Below are 22,921 nucleotides of genomic sequence, written 5' to 3'. Positions count from 1 at the left end.
TCAGGGTACCTTGACTCGGCTCACTGCGCTAGGCCCTAGCGTCTGTTGACCCTGGTGGTTTGCGTCACTGCCCTTGAGTGGCAGGCGACGCTATGATCCGCCAATCGCGCCCGACTGCGCGGATATCATGAATCGTCAGTTGCCGCTGATCCGCCATACGTGCGATGCCTGACAGATTGAAAAGACCGCGGGCATCTCCCCCCAGCAGGGTCGGTGCCATAAAAAGCTGCAGTTCATCGACCAGACCTGCATCCAGCATGGCGCCGGACAGGGTAGCCCCGGTTTCCACCAGCAGTTCGTTAACCTGCTCATGCTCAGCCAGCCAGGCCAGCATGCCGACCAGTTCAACGCGGCCATCCTCACCGGCAGGCAGCACCTGAACCTCGGCGCCCGCCTGTTCAAGCCTGGCGCGCTTTTCGGCACTGCCTGCCGGCGTTGTCATGATCAGGGTGCGGCCAGGTGCCATCAGGCAGGCCGCGGCAAGCGGCAAACGCAGATAAGTGTCAAGAATGACCCGCAGCGGCTGGCGATGCACGATAGCATCAGCCTCTGCCAGCCCCAGCTCGGCGCTGCGCACTGTCAGGCGCGAATCGTCCATGATGACCGATTCCACCCCGCTCAGGATGGCACTTGAACGTGCCCGCAATTGCTGCACCTGGCGGCGCGCCTCGGGGCCGGTAATCCATTGTGACTCCCCTGACCCCATGGCCGTGCGGCCATCCAGACTCATCGCCATTTTCAGGCGTACAAAGGGGCGTTGACGCTCCATTCGCGATACGAAACCTGGGTTAAGGCAGCGGGCATCGTCTTCCAACAGGCCCACATCCACGGTCACACCGGCATCACGTAACATCTGGATACCCCGCCCGCTGACCTGTGGGTTAGGGTCTATCATGGCAACCACCACGCGTCTGATACCCGCCCTGTGCAGGGCCACCGCGCAGGGGCCTGTTCTCCCGGTATGCGAACAGGGTTCCAGAGTGACGTAGGCCGTCGCCCCTTCAGCGCGCTCACCGGCGTCTTTCAGGGCATGCACTTCAGCGTGATCTTCACCTGCGCGCTGATGATAGCCTTCACCGACAACGTCACCCTCGCGGGCAATGACACAGCCAACCCGGGGGTTAGGGGGCGTTGTGTAGAGGCCACGCCCGGCCAGATGCAGCGCCCGCGCCATGTAGCTATGGTCCTGCTGGGAAAAGGGGCTCACTGCGTACCTCGCGGCGGCTTTGCGGAGACGCTTTCCTCCCCACCTGGCTCCTGGGAGAGGCGATCTATTTCAGCACGGAATTCATCCAGATCCTGAAACTTGCGGTAAACAGAAGCGAAACGGATATAGGCGACCTGATCCAGGGTCTTCAGCGCCTGCATCACAAACTCGCCGATATCCAGCGCATTGATTTCCCGGTCCCCTCGCGCACGCAGCACCTGACGAATGCGCTCGATTGCCGCTTCGGTTGCCTCTGCGCTGACCGGACGTTTTTCCAGGGCTCTCAACATGCCGGCGCGTAGCTTGCTTTCATCGAACATTTCTCGGGAACCGTCAGATTTGACCACGCGAGGCATGATCAACTCGGCGGTTTCATAGGTTGTAAAGCGTTCATGGCAGGCCGCGCACTGGCGACGGCGGCGAACCTGATCGCCATCAGCAACCAGGCGGGAGTCTGTGACTCGGGTATCGTGAGCACCACAAAAGGGGCAATGCATGGCATCAACCTGTTATCGAAAGTTGCGAACGGATGTCGCTGACATCCAGGCATACGCGACTGGCAAACCAAATATCCAGGTATTGTAGCGATTTAGCCGCTTTATTGCAGTCTTTGGCATTCACAAGGCGATAAAAGCCTCTGCATATAATCAGTAGCTAACCCGGCGTTGCCATACTGGAAACGCGTTTTGCTACCCCGTCCGACACCAGGATGTTGTATCTTGAAACACTCAATTCCAGATTCCATTGAAGAGCACTCGCCCCATGCTGACATTGTTTTTCCGACTAACGCCGCTACTGGTAGCTTTCAGCTTGCTGACAGGCCAGGCAGCTGCCAATCAAACACCACTGCCCGCCCCTGTCGATGCGTTAACCGAAAGAGGTATCGAGATACACAGTCAGTTCAGCGCCCCAGGGGGATTGACAGGCTTTGGTGCCAGCGCCCAGGGGCGCGAAATGGCCATTTACCTGACCCCTGACGGCGAACACGCCATCGTTGGCACTCTGATGGACAGCGAAGGCAACGACCTGACAGCCCCCCAGCTGGATGAACATGTGCGTGCCCCGCTGGAAGCCCAGACCTGGCAACTGCTGGAGGAAAGCCACTGGATTCAGGATGGCGACCCACAGGCGCCTCGGGTGGTATATACCTTTACTGACCCCAACTGCCCTTACTGTCAACAGCTCTGGGAAGCTGCACGCCCCTGGATCGAAGCCGGCGAGGTTCAGCTGCGCCATATCATGGTGGGTATACTCAAGGCCCAAAGCCCTGCCCAGGCGGCCGCCTTACTCGGGGATGATAGCCCCTCTGAAGCCCTGACGGCTCACAAGCTTGGTGAAGAGATTGCCGTCAGCGCCCAGCCCCGTGATATTGAACAGCAGGTATTGGACAACAATCAGCTGTTTGAAGAACTTGGCCTTTACGCCACCCCCACCAGCGCCTTTCAACGCCGGACGCAGGAGGGTGTCGTACGCATCGAACGGATTGAAGGCATGCCCAGCCAGCAACGCCTGGAAGAGATGATGGGCGGCGCGCGGTGAAAGGTGAATGGTGAAAATGGGGAATAGTGAATGAACGCCTGGCGGGTTGCCCCGTCAGGCGTTTTTTCTGGCTTGGTCTTGGCGCTTCATGATCAGTCTTGCAGATCTTCAAAACGTGGCTCGCCGACATTCCAGGGCACGACGGTCTCGCCTTTTTCGCCCCAGTTGGCGTGATCCGCCAGACGGTGATTGTCTTCCTCGCGAATCTGCCCATAGCTTGAATTCTTGTGGAAGGTCGCGCCAAAACGCTCCAGCACCTCGTCGACGTCACCCGCATAGCGAGGATCCTGAGGACGTTCCTGCTGGGTCATATAATAGGCCACATCCCAGGCGTCCTGGTCAGATAACGATAACGGCTGCCCCAGCGGCATATTGTTCTTGATAAAACCGGCCGCCGTGTGAGTACGTACGATGCCAGCCCCCCAGTTGTTGGAGCCATCCCCCCAGGTGGCAGGAAAGACGTACTCGCCGTCTTCATAGTGCCCTGAGCCGTCTTCCTGATGGCAGATAACGCACTGCTCCTGAAAGACCTCCTTGCCGTTGGCATAGCTAAGCTCTTCCGGGCGATCCGGCGCCGGGAAACCACGCCCGTAAATGGGCTGGTCAGGATACATGGGGGCTCCTGTCGCCAGCCACTGGTGGTAGGCAGACAGCGCCAGCATGTCATCGCTGCCGTATTCCGGGGGTGTGCCGTTCATCGAGTAGGCAAAGCAGCCGGCAATGCGTTCTTCAAGGTTGTTGACGTGCTGGTTCTTGCCACGAAAATCCGGCAGGGTCACCGCAGCAGGCCAGATCGGCGCACTATAGGGTTGTCGGCCTTCACCCAGATGGCAGCTGGAACAGTTCATGTCATTGAAGACATTCTTGCCGCGCAGTTGCTGGGTATCGGTAAACAACTCGTACCCGCGGCGAATCACCTTCTTGAGTTCAGGATGGATATCCGCCTCTTCCAGGTCTGCCATGGTGGGCGGCACATGCACCAGTTCGTTGTCCTTGGGTGCCGGGTAGCCCAGCTCCACCAGTGTCTGATACGGACCTTCAGCTTCCTGCTGTTCACTCTCATCAGCGGCTTGGACCATCATGCCAGTTGCCAAGGCAACAGATACCCCGGATACGGCCAGCGCCAGACTTTTCTTGGATATATTCATTTTTATTACTCTCCCCCTTCTACGCCTGGCGCCTGGTTGGCATACCAGGCTGATACGGCGGCGATGTCATCATCGCTCATGCGCTTGGCAATCGCCCCCATCAGATTCTGAGGGTCGTTTGAGCGCTCACCGTCCTTCCAGGCATGCAGCTGAGCGCTGATGTAACCAGCATGCTGGCTGGCAACGCCGGGAAACTCGCTGCCTACCCCGGTCCCCCCCGGGCCATGGCAGCTGGAGCAGGACACGATGTAATCGTCCCAATCGCCGCGGTTGGCCAGCTGCTCTCCGCGTGCCATGACAGCATCGCTGGCTTCTTCACCTCCTGATGCCGGCGTTATCTCCATCTGGCTGTAATAAGCCGCCACATCGGCAATCTGCTGGTCATCCAGCATATTGGCGAAGGGCATCATGCTGGCGTTCTGGCGCCGCCCCGACTTGAAATCATGCAGCTGCTTTTCAATGTAGCCAGCGTCCTGGCCTGCCAGGCGTGGCCAGGACTCTCCTCCGGGTACATGCATCCCGCTGCCGTTGGCCTGATGACAGGCAGTACAGGTCGCTGCTGCGGCCTGACCACGCTGTGGATCACCAGGTTCCAGCGCCAGCGCACTGCCTGCACTCAAGCCAGCGCCGAGTAGCAGGCCGAGCCCGCCCAGTATCCTCTTGCTCATCACGGTTTCCCCTATGCTGTTATTTTGGATTATGCACCCTTGATCGCCCATGCCTGCCCCTATGCAGGGATTGGCGTATCAAGGCATCAACTGTGCCATTCACTCACGATCGGCGAGCAACGACGCAGGTACTATGAATTCAGCCAGCAAGCCTCCTCCCGGATCGTTGTCAAAGCACAGGCGTCCGCCAAAGCGCTCGGCAATGGCCGCCACTATTGCCAGTCCAAGGCCGCTACCCTGTACCTTACTGGCACGCCAGAAACGCTGGGTCAGCTGTTCAAGCGTTGTCTCAGAGACGCCCTCACCCCTGTCTGTTACCCTGAAGGCCACTGCCTGCTCGTCCTCAAGCCAGCGCGCATCCACGTCGATCGGCAGTTCTTTCGGGCCATGGCAAAGGGCGTTATCCAGCAGGTTACGCAGGGCGGTAATGGCCAGCTCTCTGGGCATTGCCAACACCGCCGCAGGCCACTGCTCGGGTAGCACAAAGCGCTCGGCATCCGACGCCCGGGAGTCGGCCATGGCACATGCCGCCACATCGGCCACATGACTTTCCTCGCCATCATCAAAGCGTAGCCGGCCTTCCACCCTGGCCAGCATTAACAGCTGATCCAGCGTTCGGCTTAAACGCACAACGCCCTGCTCGGCTTGGGCCAGGGATTCCACGGCGGCCTCGCCGTCTACCCGCCGGGCAACCTGCAGGTGGGTCTTGATCGCGGTCAACGGCGTCCTCAGCTCGTGAGCGGCATCGTTGGTAAAGCGCTGCTCACGGATAATCGTCTGCTGCACCCGCGCCAATAGTCCGTTCAGGGTTTCAATCAGTGGCTGAATCTCAGCGGGCACGCCGTAGGTGGAAATCGGTGCCAGTGCATCCGGATGGCGCTTGGCCAGAGATTCGCGCAAGCGCGTCAAGGGTGCAAGACCGCGCCAGACCACCAGCCACAACGCCAGAAGACTGCCCACCAGGGCGACCACAAAGGGCACAACAGCCACCCGCATGACGTCACTCAACAGCATGTCGCGCTCATCCATACGGTCGGCGGTGGTAATCGTCAGCCCGCCTCTTTCATAGGTGAATACCCGCCAGGTCATGTCGCCTTCCTCGCGGTAGGCATGGCCACGCTCGCCAGGGGTCAGAATGTCTTCCATGTCGGTATGGGTGCGCGCCATGATTTCCCCTCGCGGCGAATGTACCTGACAGGCCAGCCCCTCAATGGGTGGAATCGACAGCGCCCGCTGGTCCGCCTGTTCCCATACCTCAGGCGGGAGCTGCAGCATCAACCCAGCGACCATACGTGCCGACTGGGCCAGACGCTGATCAAGGGTTTCCACCACCTTTTCCTCCAGATCCCACATCAACCAGGCTGCCGCGCTGCCCCACAGCACCAGCAGGGTGGCGCCAAGGGTCAACAACAGTCGGACACGCAGGCTCAAAGGGTATCTCCACGGGCGTTAGAGGGCTTACCCAGGCGATATCCCAGGCCGCGAACCGTCTCAATCACACCGGCGCCCAATTTACGCCGCAGGTGATGGATATGGACGTTAAGCGCATTGCTTTCCACATCGTCATTCATGCCATAAAGGCTGTCTTTCAACTGATCAACGGTGAGTACGCTGCGGGGCGCATGCAGGAAAGCTTCGAGTAATACCAGCTCGCGACGCGACAGGGTGACCGGTTCGCCATCCAGCATCACCTCGCGGGCGGCCGGGTCAAGGGTCAGCGCGCCGTGCTCAATAATGCCGCTGCTGCGCCCTGATGCGCGACGCAGCAGGGCATGTAAACGCGCCACCAATTCATCAAGATCAAAGGGCTTGACCAGGTAATCATCTGCCCCGCTGTGCAGCCCATCGACCCGGTCCCTCACGGCATCTCTGGCGGTCAGCACCAGCACCGGTATCTGTACGCCCTTGCCACGCCACTCTTCAAGCAGCTGCAGGCCGTCACCGTCAGGCATACCGCGGTCCAACACCACCACATCCGTGGTCACTGTGGCCAACGCCTGACGTGCTGCCTTCAGGGTTACCACATGATCGACCACAAAATCGTAGGTCATCAGCCCAGCGCGTATGCCAGCGGCCACCAGAGCGTCATCTTCAACCAGCAAAACATGCATAACGGATCCTTTCTTTGAAAAAGAGCATGACAAGGCAGCATTAACCAGACGTTAAGCCTGGGTTCATGAGTGGCGCCACGACGAAAAAAACCCCTGCCAACCGGGTCAGCAGGGGTATGATTACGACTAAAGAATCCACCATCAGTCGTGCAGAAACTATCTTGCCAAGTAAACAAACACGCGCGAAAGCCTTAACGAGTGATTCGCTGTGCGGCAAACCAGCCAATGACCATGGTCACCAGCATTGCTGCCAACGGCAATGAAATCCCGCCGATGGAGGCAATTGCAGGGCCAGGGCAATAGCCCGACAACCCCCAGCCAATGCCAAACAGGGCAGCGCCTCCCAGCAGCTTGACGTCCAGATCCTGCCGGGTTGGCAACTGGAAACGCTCGCCAAACAGGGGAGCAGTCTGCTTGAACACCAGACGATAGCCCACAAAGCTGGTCACCACGGCCCCACCGAGAACAAACATCAGAGTGGGATCCCAGGCGCCGGCAATATCCAGAAACCCCAGCACCCGGGCCGGATCGGTCATGCCGGAAATTGCCAGACCCAAACCAAACAGCAGCCCGGCCACATAGCCCATCAGCATCCTCATGCGCCACCTCCAATCACATGGCGAACCACGTAAACCGTTATGATGGCCGTGACCAGAAAGGTCAGCGTCGCGACCAGTGAACGCACGGAAAGACGCGACAGGCCACACACACCGTGACCGCTGGTACAGCCACTGCCAAGGCCTGTCCCGATACCCACCAGAAAGCCGGCAACCAGCATCAACAGGACGCCGCCTGCCGGTTCACCGATGACCATTCCCGGGGCATTGGCCACGTTACCCAGGCCGCCGCCCAATGCCATCACCAAAAGAGGTCCGCTGATCAGGCCCAGCAGGAAGGTGATACGCCAGGCGCTATCGCCTTCAGGCCGCTGGGTAAACAGGTTACCCACGATGCCACTGATGCCCGCGATACGCCCCATGGTGCCCATCAGCCAGACGGCTGACAGCCCAATCAGAATACCGCCGACGAGCCCTTGCAGGGTTGCCGTCCAGTCCACTCTGCTCTCCTTATGTTGAATGCGCTTTTGCCAACCGACTTACTTGGTTTTACAGGTGTTGATACCCAGCAGGGAATACGCCGGGCAGGTGTTCAAAAGACCGGTTGCCAGGGGCACCACGCCAATCCAGCCCCAGACACCAATCGTGCCGGTCAGGGCAAGAAGGATCAGCAGGGCACCAATGACGATGCGTGCAATCTTGTCGATACCACCAACGTTGGTTTTCATAGTTAACTCCTTGATTTCATGACGCTATAAAACGTCTTTTTGATCTCACTCCGGGTCACCAGGACGCCCTGGCACCTAAAGCGAGCGTGTATGTACCGGTTCTGCTGTTACGCCCTGCACCGTCAACCCCGGAGATTTGGGCGCATTACTTTCAAAAGAAAGCGGTAAAGATGTCGCCTGAGGGCAGATAGCCTGTTCGGGGTAAAGGGCATTTGACGGCTGGGTCAGGGCGACCCAGGCGCTGTAAGTGCTTAAAAATACAAAGCCGGTCAGTTCCTTACAAAAATCCGTTGTCTGCAGACGGTCCATCACCGGCCCCTTGACTTCCGCCAGATGCAGTGACACACCCGCATCCTGTAAACGATGATTGATGGTCTCAAGGCTTTCCAGCGCTGAGGCATCAATCACATTGACCGCCTGACAGGCCAGCACCACATGCTTGACATCAGGCTGGCGAGTGACCACTTCCATCACGGTATCTTCCAGGTAGCGCGCATTGGCGAAATAGAGACTTTCATCGACACGCAGAATACACAGAAATGGTACGGTCTCGACCCGATGGCGCTCCACGTTGCGGAAATGCTCGCTGCCAGGCACCCGGCCAATCACTGCGCTATGCGGGCGGCTGGTACGGTACAGGTGCAGCGCCAGCGACAGCCCGACACCGGCAAGAATGCCACTTTCCACTCCGTTGACCAGGGTCACGGCAATGGTGGCGAACATGGCCGCAAAATCGCTGCGCGAATAGCGCCAGGTACGTACAATAACGGGCAGATCCACCAGGCTGAGCACGGCGATGATGATGGTCGCCGCCAGGGTGGCCACCGGCAGGTAGGCAATCAGCGGCGTCAGCAGTACCGCCGCCACGCCAATGCCTACCGCCGTGAAGGCGCCGGCTGCAGGCGTCTGGGCACCCGCATCAAAATTCACCACCGAACGCGAAAAGCCCCCGGTCACCGGCATACCGCCGGAAAACGCTGCCGCCAGGTTGGCGCTGCCCAGGCCAATCAGTTCCTGGTTGGGGTCAATGCGCTGGCGGCGCTTGGCTGCCAGCGTCTGGCCCACCGATACCGACTCAACAAAGCCGACAATGCTGATCAGCAGCGCGGCCATCAACAGCTCCTGCCAAAGGCCGACCTCAAACCCGGGCAGACTGATGGGCGGCAGGCCGGCCGGGATTGACCCGACAACGGCGACACCCTGCTGGTCCAGCTGAAACCCCCAGGTCACCAAGGTTGTGACGGCCACTGCCACAATCGGCGCGGCCTTGGTCAGCAAGTCAGCCACCATGGCAGGCGCGCCAAGGTTGAGCAGGATTCCCTTCAACCAGCGGCGAGTGGTGTAAAGAAACACCAGGGTGCCCAGACCGATCAGAAATGTCGCCAGATGAATATTGCCGACTTCACGACCCAACCCGATCAGGAGCGCCACCATATTGTGACCGCTTGCCTCGACACCCAGCAGATGACGTAGCTGACCCGCGGCAATGATCAGGCCTGAGGCAGTGATAAAGCCGGAGATGACCGGGTGGCTAAGAAAGTTGGCCAGGAACCCTAAACGCGCCAGCCCCATCAGGGTCAGAATCAGCCCGGAAAGCAATGCCAGCACCAGAGCGGCCCCCACGTACTCGGCGCTGCCCGGGGTGGCGATATTGCCCAACGCCGCCGCCGTCATCAGTGAGACCACGGCGACAGGGCCCACCGCCAATGTTCGGCTGGTACCAAAAACGGCATAGGCCACCAGCGGCAGCACGCTGGCATAAAGCCCAACCTCTGCAGGCAGGCCCGCCAACATGGCATACGCCAATGACTGCGGGATCAGCATAATGGTAACGATCACTGCAGCCAGCAGGTCGCGTGTCAGCGTATCTCGCCGATAATGCGGTAGCCATTGCAGGATGGGCAGATAGCGTTTCGCGTTCACTCTATCTCCTTACAGGGCTTGAGAATCCAACACATAAAACGCTCAACCGTGTTACCTCTTGATAAAACTCTGGGGTGCAAGCCTGTCGATGACTCGACGCTTAAAGCTTGTTGACAGGCACTTTCAGATATACCTGGCCGTTATCCTCGGCGGGCGGCATATCCCCGCCGCGCATATTGACCTGCACCGACGGAATGATCAGCTTGGGCATGGCCAGGGTGGCATCCCGCTCGGTGCGCATACGCACAAAGTCATCTTCACTGACCCCGTCGTGAACATGAATATTGGCCGCACGCTGCTCGGCCACGGTGGTTTCATGCTTGAACACGTCACGCTGCGGTGCCTTATAGTCATGGCACATGAACAGACGCGTGTCGGGCGGCAGGGCCAGCACTTTCTGAATAGACTGATATAGCGCTCGCGCATCACCGCCAGGGAAGTCACATCGCGCGGTGCCAAAATCAGGCATGAAGAGGGTATCACCCACAAAGGCGGCATCCCCGATCACATAGGTCAGACACGCAGGCGTGTGGCCTGGCGTGTGCAGCACTTGGCCTTCAAGCCCACCGATGGTGAAGGTATCGCCTTCCTTGAACAGCGCATCGAACTGGCTGCCATCCCGGGCAAACTCGGTGCCCGCATTGAATGCCTTGCCAAACACGTCCTGGACAATCGTGATGTTGGCACCAATGCCCGTCTTGCCGCCTAGCCGCTCATGCAGATAGGGCGCTGCGGAAAGATGATCGGCATGCACATGGGTTTCCAGAATCCACTCAACGTCAAGGTCGTGCTCACGCACATGGGCAATAATTTCTTCCGCTGAACGCACATCGGTACGGCCTGCGGCGTAATCAAAATCAAGCACCGAATCCAGAATCGCGCAGGCCTTGCTGTCAGGATCCTGAACCACATAGCTGAACGTATTGGTAGGTTCATCAAAAAAATGTGTTACCAGCGGGGAAGTCATTCACGCCTCCATAAGAAACCAGACCTTGGGTGTATTTCCACCACGAGAAGAAATACCGTCCTGGATGACCGTTTTCAAAGGTCGATGCTGAAAAAGTTAGTATGCTTACAGGATAACTCAAAAAACGTTATATATTTATATTTTTTTGAAATATAAAACCCAATGATTAAAACATGGATAACAAGGGGCCAAGCGGACCCTGCATCAGGAAAGGCAAAAGGGTGTTTACAAGGCCCAAAAAGGGTCAGGCCGTGAGATGCGCCATGAGCATAACGCGCCAACAGGACGCTCACTTAAAAAAAGTGATACAAGACCTTGTCAAAAGCGTGAAAATAACTATACTCGAATTGTACCCATTGGCGACCTAGTACACCCCCTCCCCCTAGCCAATGGGCTGCAGTGAGCCAAGCCCTTTGATGCCCGCCTCCCCCGGCGGGCTTTTTTATGGTCTGGGTCGCTGATTCGCCCGATTACAGCGGTAACGTCGACTTGGCAACCAGACGTGCCGATAAAACGTTCACTTAAAAAAAGTGATACAAGGCCTTGTCAAAAACATATAAATAGCTATACTCAAATTGTACCCATTGGCGACAGTACACCCCCTCCCCCTAGCCAATGGGCTGCAGTGAGCCAAGCCCTTTGACGCCCGCCACCCCCCCGGCGGGCTTTTTTTTTGCGGGTGTATCACCGCCATCCCGATAGCCGCTATCAGCTAAACATGGCAAAATGGTGCCTATAATAATCGTTCGGGACTGGCCGATGATCGACCGGCCGCCCCCTGTCTGAGCAGGCGGGCCCGGTGAATCGGTCGTGAAAACTCAGGTGCCCATTGTTACCTCACTGACGAGAGCCCCCCTTGACTAATGCCGTTTCACCAAAAGTTCAGACCATACTGATTACTGGCGCAACAGGTGCGATTGGCAGTGCGCTGGCAACCACCTACGCCCAGAACGGAATCCGGCTTGTTCTCCATGGCCGCCGTAGCGAAACGCTGGCGGCTGTAGCCGAACGCTGCAGGGCGAGGGGGGCGCTGGTCGATACCAGCGGCGTCGAATTAACAGATGACACAGCCCTGGCCGAGTGGTTGACGCAAATAAGCCGCCAACACCTGCCTGATATCGCCATACTGAACGCCGGACAGAATACTCACCCTGTGGGGGCTGGCTATCTGGAACCAGAGGACGATGTGACGTCCCTGGTCGATATCAACCTCAGAGTCCCCATGGCCATGGCGCAGCAACTGGTGCCCGGCATGCGCGCCAGAGGTAGCGGTCAACTGGTCTTTATCAGCTCATTGGCGGGCTGGCATGGCCTGCCCGGCACGCCGACCTACAGCGCCACCAAAGCGGGTATAAAAGCTTATGGAGAAGCCTTGCGCGGCTTGCTGGCACCCGTAGGGATTGGCGTCAGCGTCATCATGCCCGGCTATGTCACCTCCCCCATGTGCAACGCCATGCCCGGGCCCAAGCCCTTCGAAATGCCGGCACACAAGGCCGCTTCACTGATTCAGCGTGGCATCGCAGGCAACAAGGCGCGCATCAGCTTTCCGTTTCCACTCAATTTTGGCACCTGGTGGCTGGCCGTACTGCCCGCAGCGATCGCTCAGCACCTTATCCGCTTACTCGGGTTCGGCCGGATTGAAAGAGATACCAAATGACGGAGGTCGTGTCTCTTGTGAGCCTCCCTTTTCTGCTGGGAGGCATAGGTACCCTGCTTATCGAAGGCCTGCTGCGCCCGCAGCCGTTACCGGTTTGGCAACGGGGTAGCGTGCCGGGGCTGATCCATCTGGGCAGCTGGTTACTCCTGTTTGGGCTTTTTACCCTGATACTCCAGCGCCCCTGGTTCGCCACCGTCTTTATTCTGTCGCTGCAGTTGGTGGTTGTGCAGTCCAGCAACACGAAATCCCGAACCCTCAACGAGCCTTTCATATGTCACGATTTTGAGTACTTCTGGGATGCCATCAAGCACCCCAGACTCTATGTTCCATTTTTTGGCATTGGCCTGGCCATCGCCGCCAGCAGCGCAGGGGCGGTTGCCATTGGCACCTTCATGCTGCAGGAAACCCCGTTAATGGCCCGGGTCAGTGCGACGCATTTCGCCACACTCACCCTGGGGGGTGTCGTCGCAGGGGCCGTGATACTGGCAAGCACTTGGCCATCCATGCCGTCTCCCCGCCTGTTACCACGCCAGGACATGCATCAGCTGGGGTTGTTTACCAGCCTTTGGGCCTACGGCGGCGCCTTGCTGCGAGCACCCTCCACGCCTCCCCCATCGCCATTCGCCAAGGGCCTGAACCGCCAGGGCCAGGCCACGGACCTCGCCACATTACCCAACGTCGTAATGGTTCAGAGCGAATCCTTCATGGACCCACGCGCCTGGTGCGCCGACATCAACCCGGCGCTGTTACCCCATTTTGATGCCACCTGCCAGCAGACCCTGCAAAGCGGCCAGCTGAAAGTGCCCGCCTGGGGTGCCAACACGGTGAGAACCGAAGCGGCCGTTCTGACCGGCATTGCGCCTGAAGCCTGGGGAGCTCACCAGTTCAACCCTTATCGTCGCCTGGCCCGTCAGCCGATTGACAGCCTTGTACAGGTATTTCAAGACGCAGGTTATCGATGTATCTGTGTGCATCCTTATCCTGCCAGCTTCTATCTGCGTGACCGGGTAATGCCCAATTTGGGCTTTGATCAATTCCTGGATATCAACGCCTTTGAAGCGTCTGATAACGCGGGGCAGTATATCGGTGATGCTGCCGTGGCGAGAAAGGTTGGACGACTGCTCAAAGATGACGATAATAGGCCACTGTTCATTTTCACGATCACAATGGAAAATCACGGCCCGCTGCATCTCGAATCGCCGTCCCGTTCGTCACTGGGCGCAACATTACCTGACGCACCATGGCCGTTACCTGTGCATCAACGCGACCTGGCCGTCTACCTGCATCATCTGCGCCAGGCCGATGCCATGCTGGGCAGCATCAAACAGCATCTGCAGGCGTCGACACGCAAGGGGCTGCTGTGCTGGTATGGCGACCATGTGCCCATATTACCGGATGCCTATCAGGCCTATGGCCCCCCTGATGGCACGACGCCTTATGTGATATGGTCAACGGAAAATGCTCAGGAGGGCGAGTCACACTACTCGCCGCCACCAGCCTCTTCGCCATGTTTCAGGGAAGCTTACCAGGAAATTCCTGACGAGCGGCAGGCAGCGCTACCGGCCGAAGAAGTGGGCATCCACCTGTTTAAACAGGTGTTCGAACGCGGTATAAGTAGAGATGCGAGCAAGGCGATACCAGAACATCAGGAGCAAGAATGACTAAACGCGTTGCCATTATCGGTGCCGCCCATCGTTTCCCTGGCACGACCCCTGAAACGTTCTGGCAAGATCTGCAAGCCGAAAAGGACTTTGTGACCCAGGTTGCCCCCGACCGCTGGAGCCAGGAAGCTTTCCAGCACCCCAACAAGCGCAACCCCGGCACCAGCGTTACCTTTGCGGCAGGCAGTCTGGGCGATATCAGTGGGTTTGACCCCGAATTCTTTGGCATTTCACCCCGTGAAGCCGCCAACATGGACCCTCAGCAACGTATGTTGCTGGAGTTGACCTGGGAAACCATGGAAGACGCCGGCCTCAAGCCGGGTAGCCTGCGGGGCAGCCAGTGTGGCGTTTTCCTGGGCGTTGCCAGCCTGGATTATTCCTATCGCATGGCCGACGACATGGCGTCCATTGATGCCTCGACCGCGACGGGGAACACCTCCAGCATTGCCTCCAACCGGGTTTCCTATGTGTTTGACCTGCACGGGCCCAGCATGTCGCTGGATACGGCCTGCTCGTCATCCATGGTTGCCTTTCATCAGGCCTGCCAGGCCATTCGCAGCGGTGAGACCAACATGGCGCTGGCCGGCGGGATCAGCCTGCACCTGCACCCCTACGGCTTTATCATCTTTTCAAAGGCCAGCATGCTCTCCCCGACCGGCCGCTGCCAGGTATTCGATGAAGCCGGCAATGGCTATGTGCGGTCGGAAGGCGCCGGGCTTTTCATGCTCAAGGACTATGATGATGCGGTGGCGGACGGCGACCGGATCCTCGCTGTTGTGGCCGGTTCAGCCGTTAATACCGATGGTTACAAGTCCGGCCTGACGGTGCCCAACCCCAGCGCGCAGATTGACCTGATGCGCCGCGCCTACCAGCAGGCGGGGATCACACCGGACGAGATTGATTACCTGGAAGCCCATGGTACCGGCACCGCGGTGGGGGACCCGATCGAAAGCCGCGCCATTGGCGAAGCCCTGGGCATGCATCGCCAGACGCCACTGCCAATCGGCTCCGTCAAGAGCAATATGGGCCATCTGGAGACCGCCTCCGGTGTCGCTGGCCTTGCCAAGGCCCTGTATAGCCTCAAGCATCGTGAAGTACCCGCCACTATTGGCATTCGCAAGCTGAATCCCAGGATCAAGTTTGACGAATGGAACATTAGCGTTGTCACCCAGGCCCAGGCACTGAAAAAGCAAGGACGCCTGGTGATTGGCGTCAACTCCTTCGGCTTCGGGGGCGCCAACGCCCACGTTATTCTTGAAAGTCCACCCGAAGGTGCCACCCGCTCGACCCCCGCACCGCTGCCTTCAGCGCAACAGGTTTACCCTGTGCGCATCAGCGGGCGCAGCGACGGGGCATTGACAGACAACATAGCCCGTCTGATGGCACGCCTGCGTAATGACAGCACTGATGCGTTCTACGATATTGCCTATACGCTCTATCGACATCGGGAACATCACAGCAAGGGCGCGGTGGTGTTTGCCCATAGTGCCGAGCAGGCGGCAGATGCCCTGGAACGCTTTGTCGGGGGGGCTGGCGATCATTTCCCATCCCCGGATGCCTCGCCACTGCCGCCAGTCACAACCTTTGATCGGCTCAGTGATGCCAAAGGCCCGGTGTTTGTCTACGACGGCAACGGCTGCCAGTGGGAAACCATGGGCCGTGACCTGCTCGACAGCGATGCTGTATTTGCCGCCGCGATTGACGACGTTGACCGGCTGTTCAAGCCACTGGGTGGTTTTTCACTCGCTGAGGAACTTCGGGGCAATAACGGTACACAACGTCTTGAAGACACCGAGATTGCCCAACCCGCGCTCTTTGCCCTGCAGGTCGCACTGACTCAGTGGCTCGCCGCCCATGGCGTGCATCCGGCGGCAGTATTTGGCCATAGCGTCGGTGAAGTGGCGGCCGCCTGGGCGTCAGGCGCACTCTCGCTTGCCGATGCCGTCAAGGTGATTCACTACCGTAGCCACTTCCAGGGGCAGACCCGCGGCCAGGGTGAAATGACTGCCATTGCCCTTGGCGCCGAAGAGATTCACACCTGGCTTGAGCAGCCCGCCTACGATGATGTTCACCTGGCCGGCATTAATAGCCCGAACGGTGTCACCCTGGCCGGCAACCCGGCACAGCTGGGCTCACTGGAAGCGGCCCTGGCGGAGCACAGCATCTTTGCCAAGCGCCTGCCGCTGGATTACGCCTTCCATAGCCCCGCCATGGATGCCATCGCCCCAGGTGTCATTGATGCCTTGAGCGACATTACGCCCGGCCCGACCCGCATTCCCTATATCTCCACCGTGACTGGCCAGGCGCTGGACGGCACGGCACTGGACGCCACCTACTGGTGGAAAAACATTCGTGAACCGGTGCGCTTCCATGCCGCCGCGGCCAACCTGATGACGCAAGGCTTCAATGTCTTTGTTGAACTGGGTGCCCAGCCGATTCTGCGCCGCTACCTGACAGACACCCTGCGTGATCAGGATATCAATGGTCGGGTGCTGGGCAGCCTTGAACGCGCCAGGCCCGGCCCCGAGTGCATGGCAACTGTCCTGAGCAAGCTCTTATTGAGCGGCGTCGACGTGGACCCACAGGCCTTCTTTCCTGTAGAAGGCCACAAGGTCGCCCTGCCCCGCTATGCCTGGCAGCGTCAGTCGCTATGGCTCACCCCGAGCAGCGACAGCCAGGGCCTGCTTGAGCGCTACTATCAGCACCCATTACTCGGCTACCCGCTGGCCCAGCAGGCGCGCACCTGGGAAAGCCAGCTGGATATTCAGCGCCAGCCCTGGCTGGCGGGCCACGTGGTGGGGGAAGGGGCCGTTTTCCCCGGGGCTGGCTTTGTCGAACTGGCCCTGGCCGCTGCGCTTCAACGTCAGGATACGCCGGTGGTCGACGTCGAAGAGCTGGAAATTCGCGCGCCCCTGCTGCTTGATACCCCGCATGGCCGCCTGATGCGCCTGCACATGGGGGAGCATGACGGGCGCATGGAAATCCGCTCTCGGGAACCGGCCGTCGGCCAGGAATGGCAATTGAACGGTGTGGCCCGCATGCTGCAGGAAACCGGCGGCTCACTGCTTGAGCGATGCGCGCCGGCGCGCCCGACGCGCGACCCGGACTATACCCTTGATCAGCATCTGGCCATGGCCGAACACCTTGGCCTGCATTACAGTGGTGCGTTTCAGGCCATTGTCCACGGCTGGATCGAAGGCAACCGGGTGGTGGGCGACATCGTTGCCAACGAGACACTGCTAAACTCCCAACACGGGCTGCACCTGCATCCTGGCATCCTCGACAGCGCCTTTCAGATGTTCATACCGCTGTTGGCACACCAGGATAGCGCCTCACTGGCGTTTGTGCCGGTGCGCGTCGGGCGTATTCAGCTGGATACCCGGGCCGGCACGCCCACCCTGGCCCATGCGGTTATGGGCAAGCGTTCGCCACATTCCTTTACGGCTGATTTCGAGCTGTTTGATGCCCAGGGCAAGGCCGTCGCCATCCTGTCGGAAGTCCGTTTCAAGGCCATTCGCCTGAACCGTTCGCATGACCAGGCCTTGAGCTACCTGGATATCCAGTTGACCCCTGCCCCACTGGAAAGCAGCGGCCTTGCCACCCCGGATGACGCCATGGCCCGGCTGGGCAGCCTGGTCAGTGCCTATGGCACGCAAACCGGCGAGCGCTACGCCAATGAAGTGGCGCCCTTGCTGGATCGCCTGAGTGAGGCGTTCAGCGACGCTGAGCCGGACGCGGAGCAGCCGACGCCCCAGGCCATCTGGCAGCTGCTGGTCCAGGATTACCCGGATTACTTTGCACCGATCCACCTTGTTGGCCGCCTGGGCCTGCATCGCCAGGCGCTGCAGTCAGGCGCTACCACCATTGATGCCCTGGGTATCAATAGCGAACAACTCAGCCGTCTTAACCGGGTACTGATAAGCGAAAGTGGCTGGCAGAGTATCGCTGGACAGCTGACTGATCTGCTTGACACCCTGCTGGAAAGCCAGACGGCTGGCCAGCGCCTGTGCCTGTTGGAAGCAGGTTGCTGCGTGCCTGCTCTGGGCGAGCGCCTGCTTGAACATCTTGCCCACTCACGCCAGGGCCAGGTGCTCGAAGATACCTTCCACCAGCGCATCCTGACCACGACCGAGGCGGGATTGCACCAGGCCGAGCAGCTGCAGGACGCCTATCCACTCCTCGATATCCATTCGCTCGATGCGGCCATGCCGCACCTGGCGGATGGCGAAAAAGCGCAACTGGCCCTGGTCAGCCTGGATGTCACTCATCCCGAGCGCACCCTCCAGCTACTAGAGACACTGCCTGCACTGCTGGTACCTGGCGCGCAGGTACTGTTGCTGGGGATTCAGCCCAGCCGCTGGCTGGATGATCTGCTTGCCACCCCGGGGATCGAGCGCCCGGTGCTGGAGCCGGCCATGCTCAGCCAATGGCTGACCGATGCCGGCTGGTTGGCCACACCGGCCACCGCCCTGGAAGGCAATGATAACGGCGCCTACCTGATTCATGCCACGGCGCTTGGCAGCAGTGATGTTCTGGAAACAGCCCGGCCGAGGCGCCGGCACCTGCTGGTGACCGATCAGCCGGAAGACCCGCTGGCCCTGTCACTGCTGGCAGCGCTTGAACGCCGCCAGGAAGCTGCCTGGATGGTCGAGACCCAGGCCGCACCGGCCAGCGTGCTCGAGGAGGCACTTGCACAGCCGACACTGGCCGAACACGCCGGACTGACACTCAACGTGGTGGATCTGCGTGGCATCAGTCCCCGGGCACACACCTGTGTCGACACGCAGGTACAGCGCTGTGAGCTGGCCAGGCAGTGGACACTGGCCCTGGAAGCAGCACGCATCAAGGCAAGCCTCTGGCTGACCACCCAGGGCGTGGGGGCGCTCTGGCAGTCTGGGTCAGCAACCCGGGGCCTGGACCATGACGTCGCCGCTGACGCCGCCCTTTGGGGGTTTGGCCGCTCATTGGCCAATGAGGCGGTGGAACATGATGTTCACCTGCTTGACCTGCCTGATGAACCAGATGCGGCGGCCATGAGCGCTTGGGCCGCATCGCTGAGCAGCCCGGATGCCGAGAGCGAACTGGTGCTGACGGCGCAAGGCCAACGCTTTGCCACACGCCTGCGCTCCCTGCCCGCGCCGAATACCGCGAACAGCGGGCAAGCAGACACTCACCCGGAAGACGCGCATCACTCGGCCATGACACTCGGGTTTGCCATGCCCGGCCAGCTGCGCCAGCTCAAGTGGCGCCCCCGCGTATTGGCTGCGCTGGGTGCCGAAGAAGTGGAAATCAAGGTCAAGGCGACCGGGCTGAACTTCCGGGATGTGATGTACACCCTGGGCCTTTTGTCCGATGAAGCGATTGAAAACGGCTTTGCCGGCCCGACCCTAGGGCTGGAGTTTGCCGGTGAAGTGGTCGCGACCGGTGACGCCGTCACTCACCTGAACCCGGGTGATGCGGTGGTCGGTTTTGGCCCGGCCAGCTTCAGCGATCGCCTGATCGCCGGCCAGCATGCGCTTGCCCCCTTGCCGGAAGGCATCAGCTACGCCGCTGCCGCGACCATTCCAACCACTTTCTTTACCGTCTACTACGCGCTGAAACATCTGGCACGTCTGGAACCGGGCGAAAAAGTCCTCATCCACGGGGCAGCCGGCGGTGTGGGCATTGCCGCCCTGCAGATTGCCCAGTGGCTGGGTGCTGATATCTACGCCACCGTCGGCTCCCAGGAGAAGCGCGACTTCCTGCACCTGATGGGCATTGAGAACCTCTATGACTCCCGCTCACTGACCTTTGCCGAGGAAATCCTCCAGGATACCGATGGTGAAGGGGTCGACGTGGTGCTCAACTCCCTGGCCGGGGAAGCCATCAACCAGAACCTGCGCGCGCTGCGGCCCTTCGGGCGTTTCCTTGAGCTGGGTAAGCGGGATTTCTATGAAAACACCCATATTGGCCTGCGGCCTTTCCGCAACAACCTCAGCTACTTCGGGATTGATTCCGACCAGCTGATGAAGGTGCAGCCCGCCCTTACCCAGCGCCTGTTCGGCGAGATGATGGCACTGTTCAATGAGGGCATCTTGAGCCCGCTGCCGTTTACCGCCTTCAACCACAGCCAGGTGATTGATGCCTTCCGCTATATGCAGCAGGCGCGTCAGATCGGCAAGGTTGTGGTTACCTACGAACAGCCAATCGCCGCAGATATCAGCCAGCCGCTGGGCGATGATCCACTGGCGTTGTCCAGTGATGCCAGTTATCTGGTCACCGGGGGGCTGGGAGGCTTCGGGCTGAAAACCGCCCAGTGGCTGGTCGATAAAGGTGCCCGCGCCTTGATCCTGGTCAGCCGCAGCGGCCCTGCCAGCGAAGAAGCGCAGGCAGCGGTAGCCGCGTTTGAAGCACAAGGTGTTCAGGTATTGGCCGCTGCCTGCGATATTACCGATCGCCAGGCGCTGGCCGATGTGGTGGCCAAGGCCAGACTCGCATTGCCGCCGCTGCGCGGTATCGTGCATGCGGCTACCGTGATTGATGACGGCCTGATCCGCAATCTGGATGCTGAACGCATCCACAAGGTGCTGGCGCCCAAGATCGACGGGGCCCGCCATCTGGATGCCCTGACCCGCGACTGCCCGCTGGATTTCTTTGTGGTCTATTCCTCGGCCACCACTCTGTTTGGTAATCCCGGCCAGGCCAACTATGTCGCGGCCAACCACTGGCTGGAAGCCTTTACGGCTAATCGCCGGCAGCAGGGCCGACCGGCAACCTGTGTGCGCTGGGGCGCCATTGAGGATGTTGGCTTTCTGGCCCGTAACACCCGCACCCGGGATGCCCTGCAGGAACGTCTGGGCGGTTCGGCATTGCGCTCCGACGACGCCCTGAAGGTGCTGGAGCAGATGCTGCAGTCTCCGCTGGCAACCCCCAGCCTGGGGGTACTGGAGCTTGACTGGCATGCCCTGGCACGCTTCCTGCCAACAGCCAACGCGCCGCGCTTCCAGGAAATTGCCCGCACCAGCGATGATGATGGGCACTCCGACGCTGATAGTGGTGATATCCTCGCCCTGCTCGAGACACTGGCACCGGAAGAGCGCCACGCGGCGGTTGTCGATCTGCTGCGCGCGGAACTGGCCAGCATTCTGCTGATCGAGGAAGACAAGATCGACCCACAGCGCTCCGTCTACGAAATGGGCTTTGATTCATTGATGGGCGTTGAACTGATGACGGCCATCGAAAATCGCCTTGGCGTGGCCATTTCCGTCATGGTGCTGAGCGAAGCCTCGACTCTCGACAAGCTGGCTGCTGTACTGATTGATAAGCTGCAGCAAAATGACGACCCTGCTGAAGACACCCAGCAGGATGCGCTAGCCTCACTCGCCGCACGTCACGGCGCTGAAGGCCTGGCAACGCCTACCGCCACCCAGGAAACCACATGACTGCAAAGCGCTCGGAACTCAAACGCCAATTGCTTGAACAGGCTCGCCAACGCCCCTCAGCCCGATCGGTCAGCAATATCGGCCTGGCCGGGCAAGCGTCGCGCCCTGCATCTCGCAAGGTGCCCGAGCGCTTTACCCGCTTTGATGCCCACCCCGGCTACCAGCAGATTGCGCTGATGCGCCAGGGCGCTGAACAGCTGGGCCTCAAGGATCCCTTCTTCAAGGTACATGAGGGCACGGCAGGCGCCACCAGCGTGATTGACGGGCGCACCTGCATCAACTTCGCCAGCTACAATTACCTGGGCTATTCCGGCGACCCCAGGGTCAACCTGGCCTCCACCCAGGCGGTGGAACAGTATGGTACCTCGGTGTCTGCCAGCCGGGTGGTGTCCGGTGAACGCCCGATTCATCAGCAGCTTGAACAGGCCATTGCCAAGGCTTATCAGGTGGATGATGCGGTAGTGTTCGTCAGTGGCCATGCCACCAATGTCTCCACCCTGGGTTACCTGCTAGGGCCCAAGGACCTGATTGTTCACGACGCGTATATCCATAACAGCTCACTGGTCGGTGCCCAGCTCTCCGGCGCCAAACGGATGTCCTTCAGCCATAACGACCTGGCGTCGCTGGACGCCCTGCTGGAACGCCATCGCCACCAGTTCGAACGCACCCTGGTCGTCGTTGAAGGCCTCTACAGCATGGACGGTGACATTCCTGACCTGCCTGAGCTGATCGCCCTGAAAAACCGCCACCAGGCATGGTTGATGGTGGATGAAGCCCATTCGTTTGGCGTGCTGGGAGACACCGGCCTTGGGTTGCGTGAGCATTTCAATATCGACCCACGCGAGGTGGATATCTGGATGGGCACCATGAGCAAGACCCTTTCAGGGTGCGGGGGTTATATCGCTGGCAGCGTTCCCCTGGTCGAGACGCTGCGTTATTTTGCCCCCGGTTTTCTATATAGTGTCGGCATGCCTGCACAGGTGGCAGCCCCCTCACTCAAGGTGCTGGAGCTGATGACTGAGGAACCCGAGCGGGTTGAAAAACTGCAGTCTGTGTCACGCTATTTTCTTGAACAGGCCCGTGCCCGAGGCATGGATACCGGTCACAGCATTGGTGCTGCCGTGGTGCCGGTGATCGTCGGAAGCTCCCCCCTGGCCGCTCAGCTGTCCCACGCCTTGTTTGAACAGGGAATGAATGTACAACCCATCCTGCACCCGGCAGTGCCAGAAAAAAGCGCCCGCTTGAGGTTTTTCATTTCTTGTGAACATACCGAGGAACAGGTTGACCAGACGCTGGATGCGCTGGAAGATTTATTGAGTAATGCTTGAAAACAC

General features: G+C 59.7%; 16 protein-coding genes. 5 read left to right on the top strand and 11 right to left on the bottom strand.

Going from position 1 to position 22,921, the window contains the following annotated elements; all coding sequences use genetic code 11:
• Window positions 1-64 precede the first annotated feature (64 nt).
• The gene (gene ribD, locus LL947_RS03685; protein WP_290821985.1) at window positions 65-1,207 is read right to left on the bottom strand and encodes a bifunctional diaminohydroxyphosphoribosylaminopyrimidine deaminase/5-amino-6-(5-phosphoribosylamino)uracil reductase RibD; all 1,143 of its coding nucleotides are present in this window, start codon (window positions 1,205-1,207) and stop codon (window positions 65-67) included.
• The gene (gene nrdR, locus LL947_RS03680) at window positions 1,204-1,704 is read right to left on the bottom strand and encodes a transcriptional regulator NrdR (RefSeq protein WP_290821988.1); all 501 of its coding nucleotides are present in this window, start codon (window positions 1,702-1,704) and stop codon (window positions 1,204-1,206) included. The genes ribD and nrdR overlap by 4 nt, the downstream gene beginning before the upstream one ends.
• Before the next feature lie 265 nt (window positions 1,705-1,969).
• On the opposite strand from nrdR, the gene dsbG reads away from it, so the two are divergent.
• Window positions 1,970-2,746, top strand: a complete 777-nt coding sequence (gene dsbG, locus LL947_RS03675) for a thiol:disulfide interchange protein DsbG (protein ID WP_499834008.1) — start codon at window positions 1,970-1,972, stop codon at window positions 2,744-2,746.
• A 92-nt stretch (window positions 2,747-2,838) separates the two neighbouring features.
• Here dsbG and LL947_RS03670 read toward each other — a convergent pair whose 3' ends face one another.
• The 9 genes from LL947_RS03670 to LL947_RS03630 all read right to left on the bottom strand — a co-directional run bounded on the left by LL947_RS03670 (window position 2,839) and on the right by LL947_RS03630 (window position 10,848).
• Complete coding sequence (locus LL947_RS03670) at window positions 2,839-3,894, bottom strand: c-type cytochrome (protein WP_499834007.1); 1,056 nt, start codon at window positions 3,892-3,894, stop codon at window positions 2,839-2,841.
• A 5-nt stretch (window positions 3,895-3,899) separates the two neighbouring features.
• The gene (locus LL947_RS03665) at window positions 3,900-4,562 is read right to left on the bottom strand and encodes a c-type cytochrome (protein ID WP_499834006.1); all 663 of its coding nucleotides are present in this window, start codon (window positions 4,560-4,562) and stop codon (window positions 3,900-3,902) included.
• A 99-nt stretch (window positions 4,563-4,661) separates the two neighbouring features.
• Window positions 4,662-5,993 (bottom strand): ATP-binding protein, encoded by a 1,332-nt coding sequence (locus LL947_RS03660; RefSeq protein WP_404416527.1) that lies wholly within the window; start codon window positions 5,991-5,993, stop codon window positions 4,662-4,664.
• Complete coding sequence (locus LL947_RS03655; protein ID WP_290821998.1) at window positions 5,990-6,673, bottom strand: response regulator; 684 nt, start codon at window positions 6,671-6,673, stop codon at window positions 5,990-5,992. Before LL947_RS03655 ends, LL947_RS03660 begins: the two co-directional genes overlap by 4 nt.
• Before the next feature lie 191 nt (window positions 6,674-6,864).
• Window positions 6,865-7,272 carry a DUF6691 family protein gene (locus LL947_RS03650; protein ID WP_290822000.1) on the bottom strand — a complete coding sequence of 136 codons (408 nt, stop codon included), beginning with the start codon at window positions 7,270-7,272 and terminating at the stop codon, window positions 6,865-6,867.
• Window positions 7,269-7,751 carry a YeeE/YedE family protein gene (locus LL947_RS03645; protein ID WP_290822014.1) on the bottom strand — a complete coding sequence of 161 codons (483 nt, stop codon included), beginning with the start codon at window positions 7,749-7,751 and terminating at the stop codon, window positions 7,269-7,271. The genes LL947_RS03650 and LL947_RS03645 overlap by 4 nt, the downstream gene beginning before the upstream one ends.
• An 18-nt stretch (window positions 7,752-7,769) precedes the next feature.
• The gene (locus tag LL947_RS03640) at window positions 7,770-7,958 is read right to left on the bottom strand and encodes a YgaP family membrane protein (RefSeq protein ID WP_290822003.1); all 189 of its coding nucleotides are present in this window, start codon (window positions 7,956-7,958) and stop codon (window positions 7,770-7,772) included.
• Window positions 7,959-8,033: 75 nt separating this feature from the next.
• Entirely contained in the window at window positions 8,034-9,881 is a 1,848-nt protein-coding gene (locus LL947_RS03635) for a SulP family inorganic anion transporter (protein ID WP_290822005.1), read from the bottom strand.
• A gap of 100 nt (window positions 9,882-9,981) precedes the next feature.
• Complete coding sequence (locus tag LL947_RS03630) at window positions 9,982-10,848, bottom strand: MBL fold metallo-hydrolase (RefSeq protein WP_499834005.1); 867 nt, start codon at window positions 10,846-10,848, stop codon at window positions 9,982-9,984.
• An 856-nt stretch (window positions 10,849-11,704) separates the two neighbouring features.
• On the opposite strand from LL947_RS03630, the gene LL947_RS03625 reads away from it, so the two are divergent.
• The 4 genes from LL947_RS03625 to LL947_RS03610 are packed head-to-tail and all read left to right on the top strand — an operon-like array spanning window position 11,705 to window position 22,915.
• Window positions 11,705-12,505, top strand: a complete 801-nt coding sequence (locus LL947_RS03625) for an SDR family NAD(P)-dependent oxidoreductase (protein WP_499834004.1) — start codon at window positions 11,705-11,707, stop codon at window positions 12,503-12,505.
• A 17-nt stretch (window positions 12,506-12,522) separates the two neighbouring features.
• Window positions 12,523-14,166: an LTA synthase family protein gene (locus LL947_RS03620; RefSeq protein WP_499834003.1), complete on the top strand. Its 1,644-nt coding sequence runs from the start codon at window positions 12,523-12,525 to the stop codon at window positions 14,164-14,166.
• Window positions 14,163-21,587, top strand: coding sequence for a type I polyketide synthase (locus tag LL947_RS03615; RefSeq protein WP_499834002.1), 7,425 nt, complete (start codon window positions 14,163-14,165; stop codon window positions 21,585-21,587). The genes LL947_RS03620 and LL947_RS03615 overlap by 4 nt, the downstream gene beginning before the upstream one ends.
• On the top strand, window positions 21,584-22,915 hold the full coding sequence (locus LL947_RS03610) for an aminotransferase class I/II-fold pyridoxal phosphate-dependent enzyme (protein WP_404416509.1): 1,332 nt from the start codon (window positions 21,584-21,586) through the stop codon (window positions 22,913-22,915). The genes LL947_RS03615 and LL947_RS03610 overlap by 4 nt, the downstream gene beginning before the upstream one ends.
• Window positions 22,916-22,921 lie beyond the last annotated feature (6 nt).

Source organism: Halomonas sp. BLK-85 (genome assembly GCF_044792155.1).
Taxonomy (GTDB): Bacteria; Pseudomonadota; Gammaproteobacteria; order Pseudomonadales; family Halomonadaceae; genus Vreelandella.
Note: the sequence above shows the minus strand (reverse complement) of the source record. Positions and strands in the feature narration are given on the sequence as shown.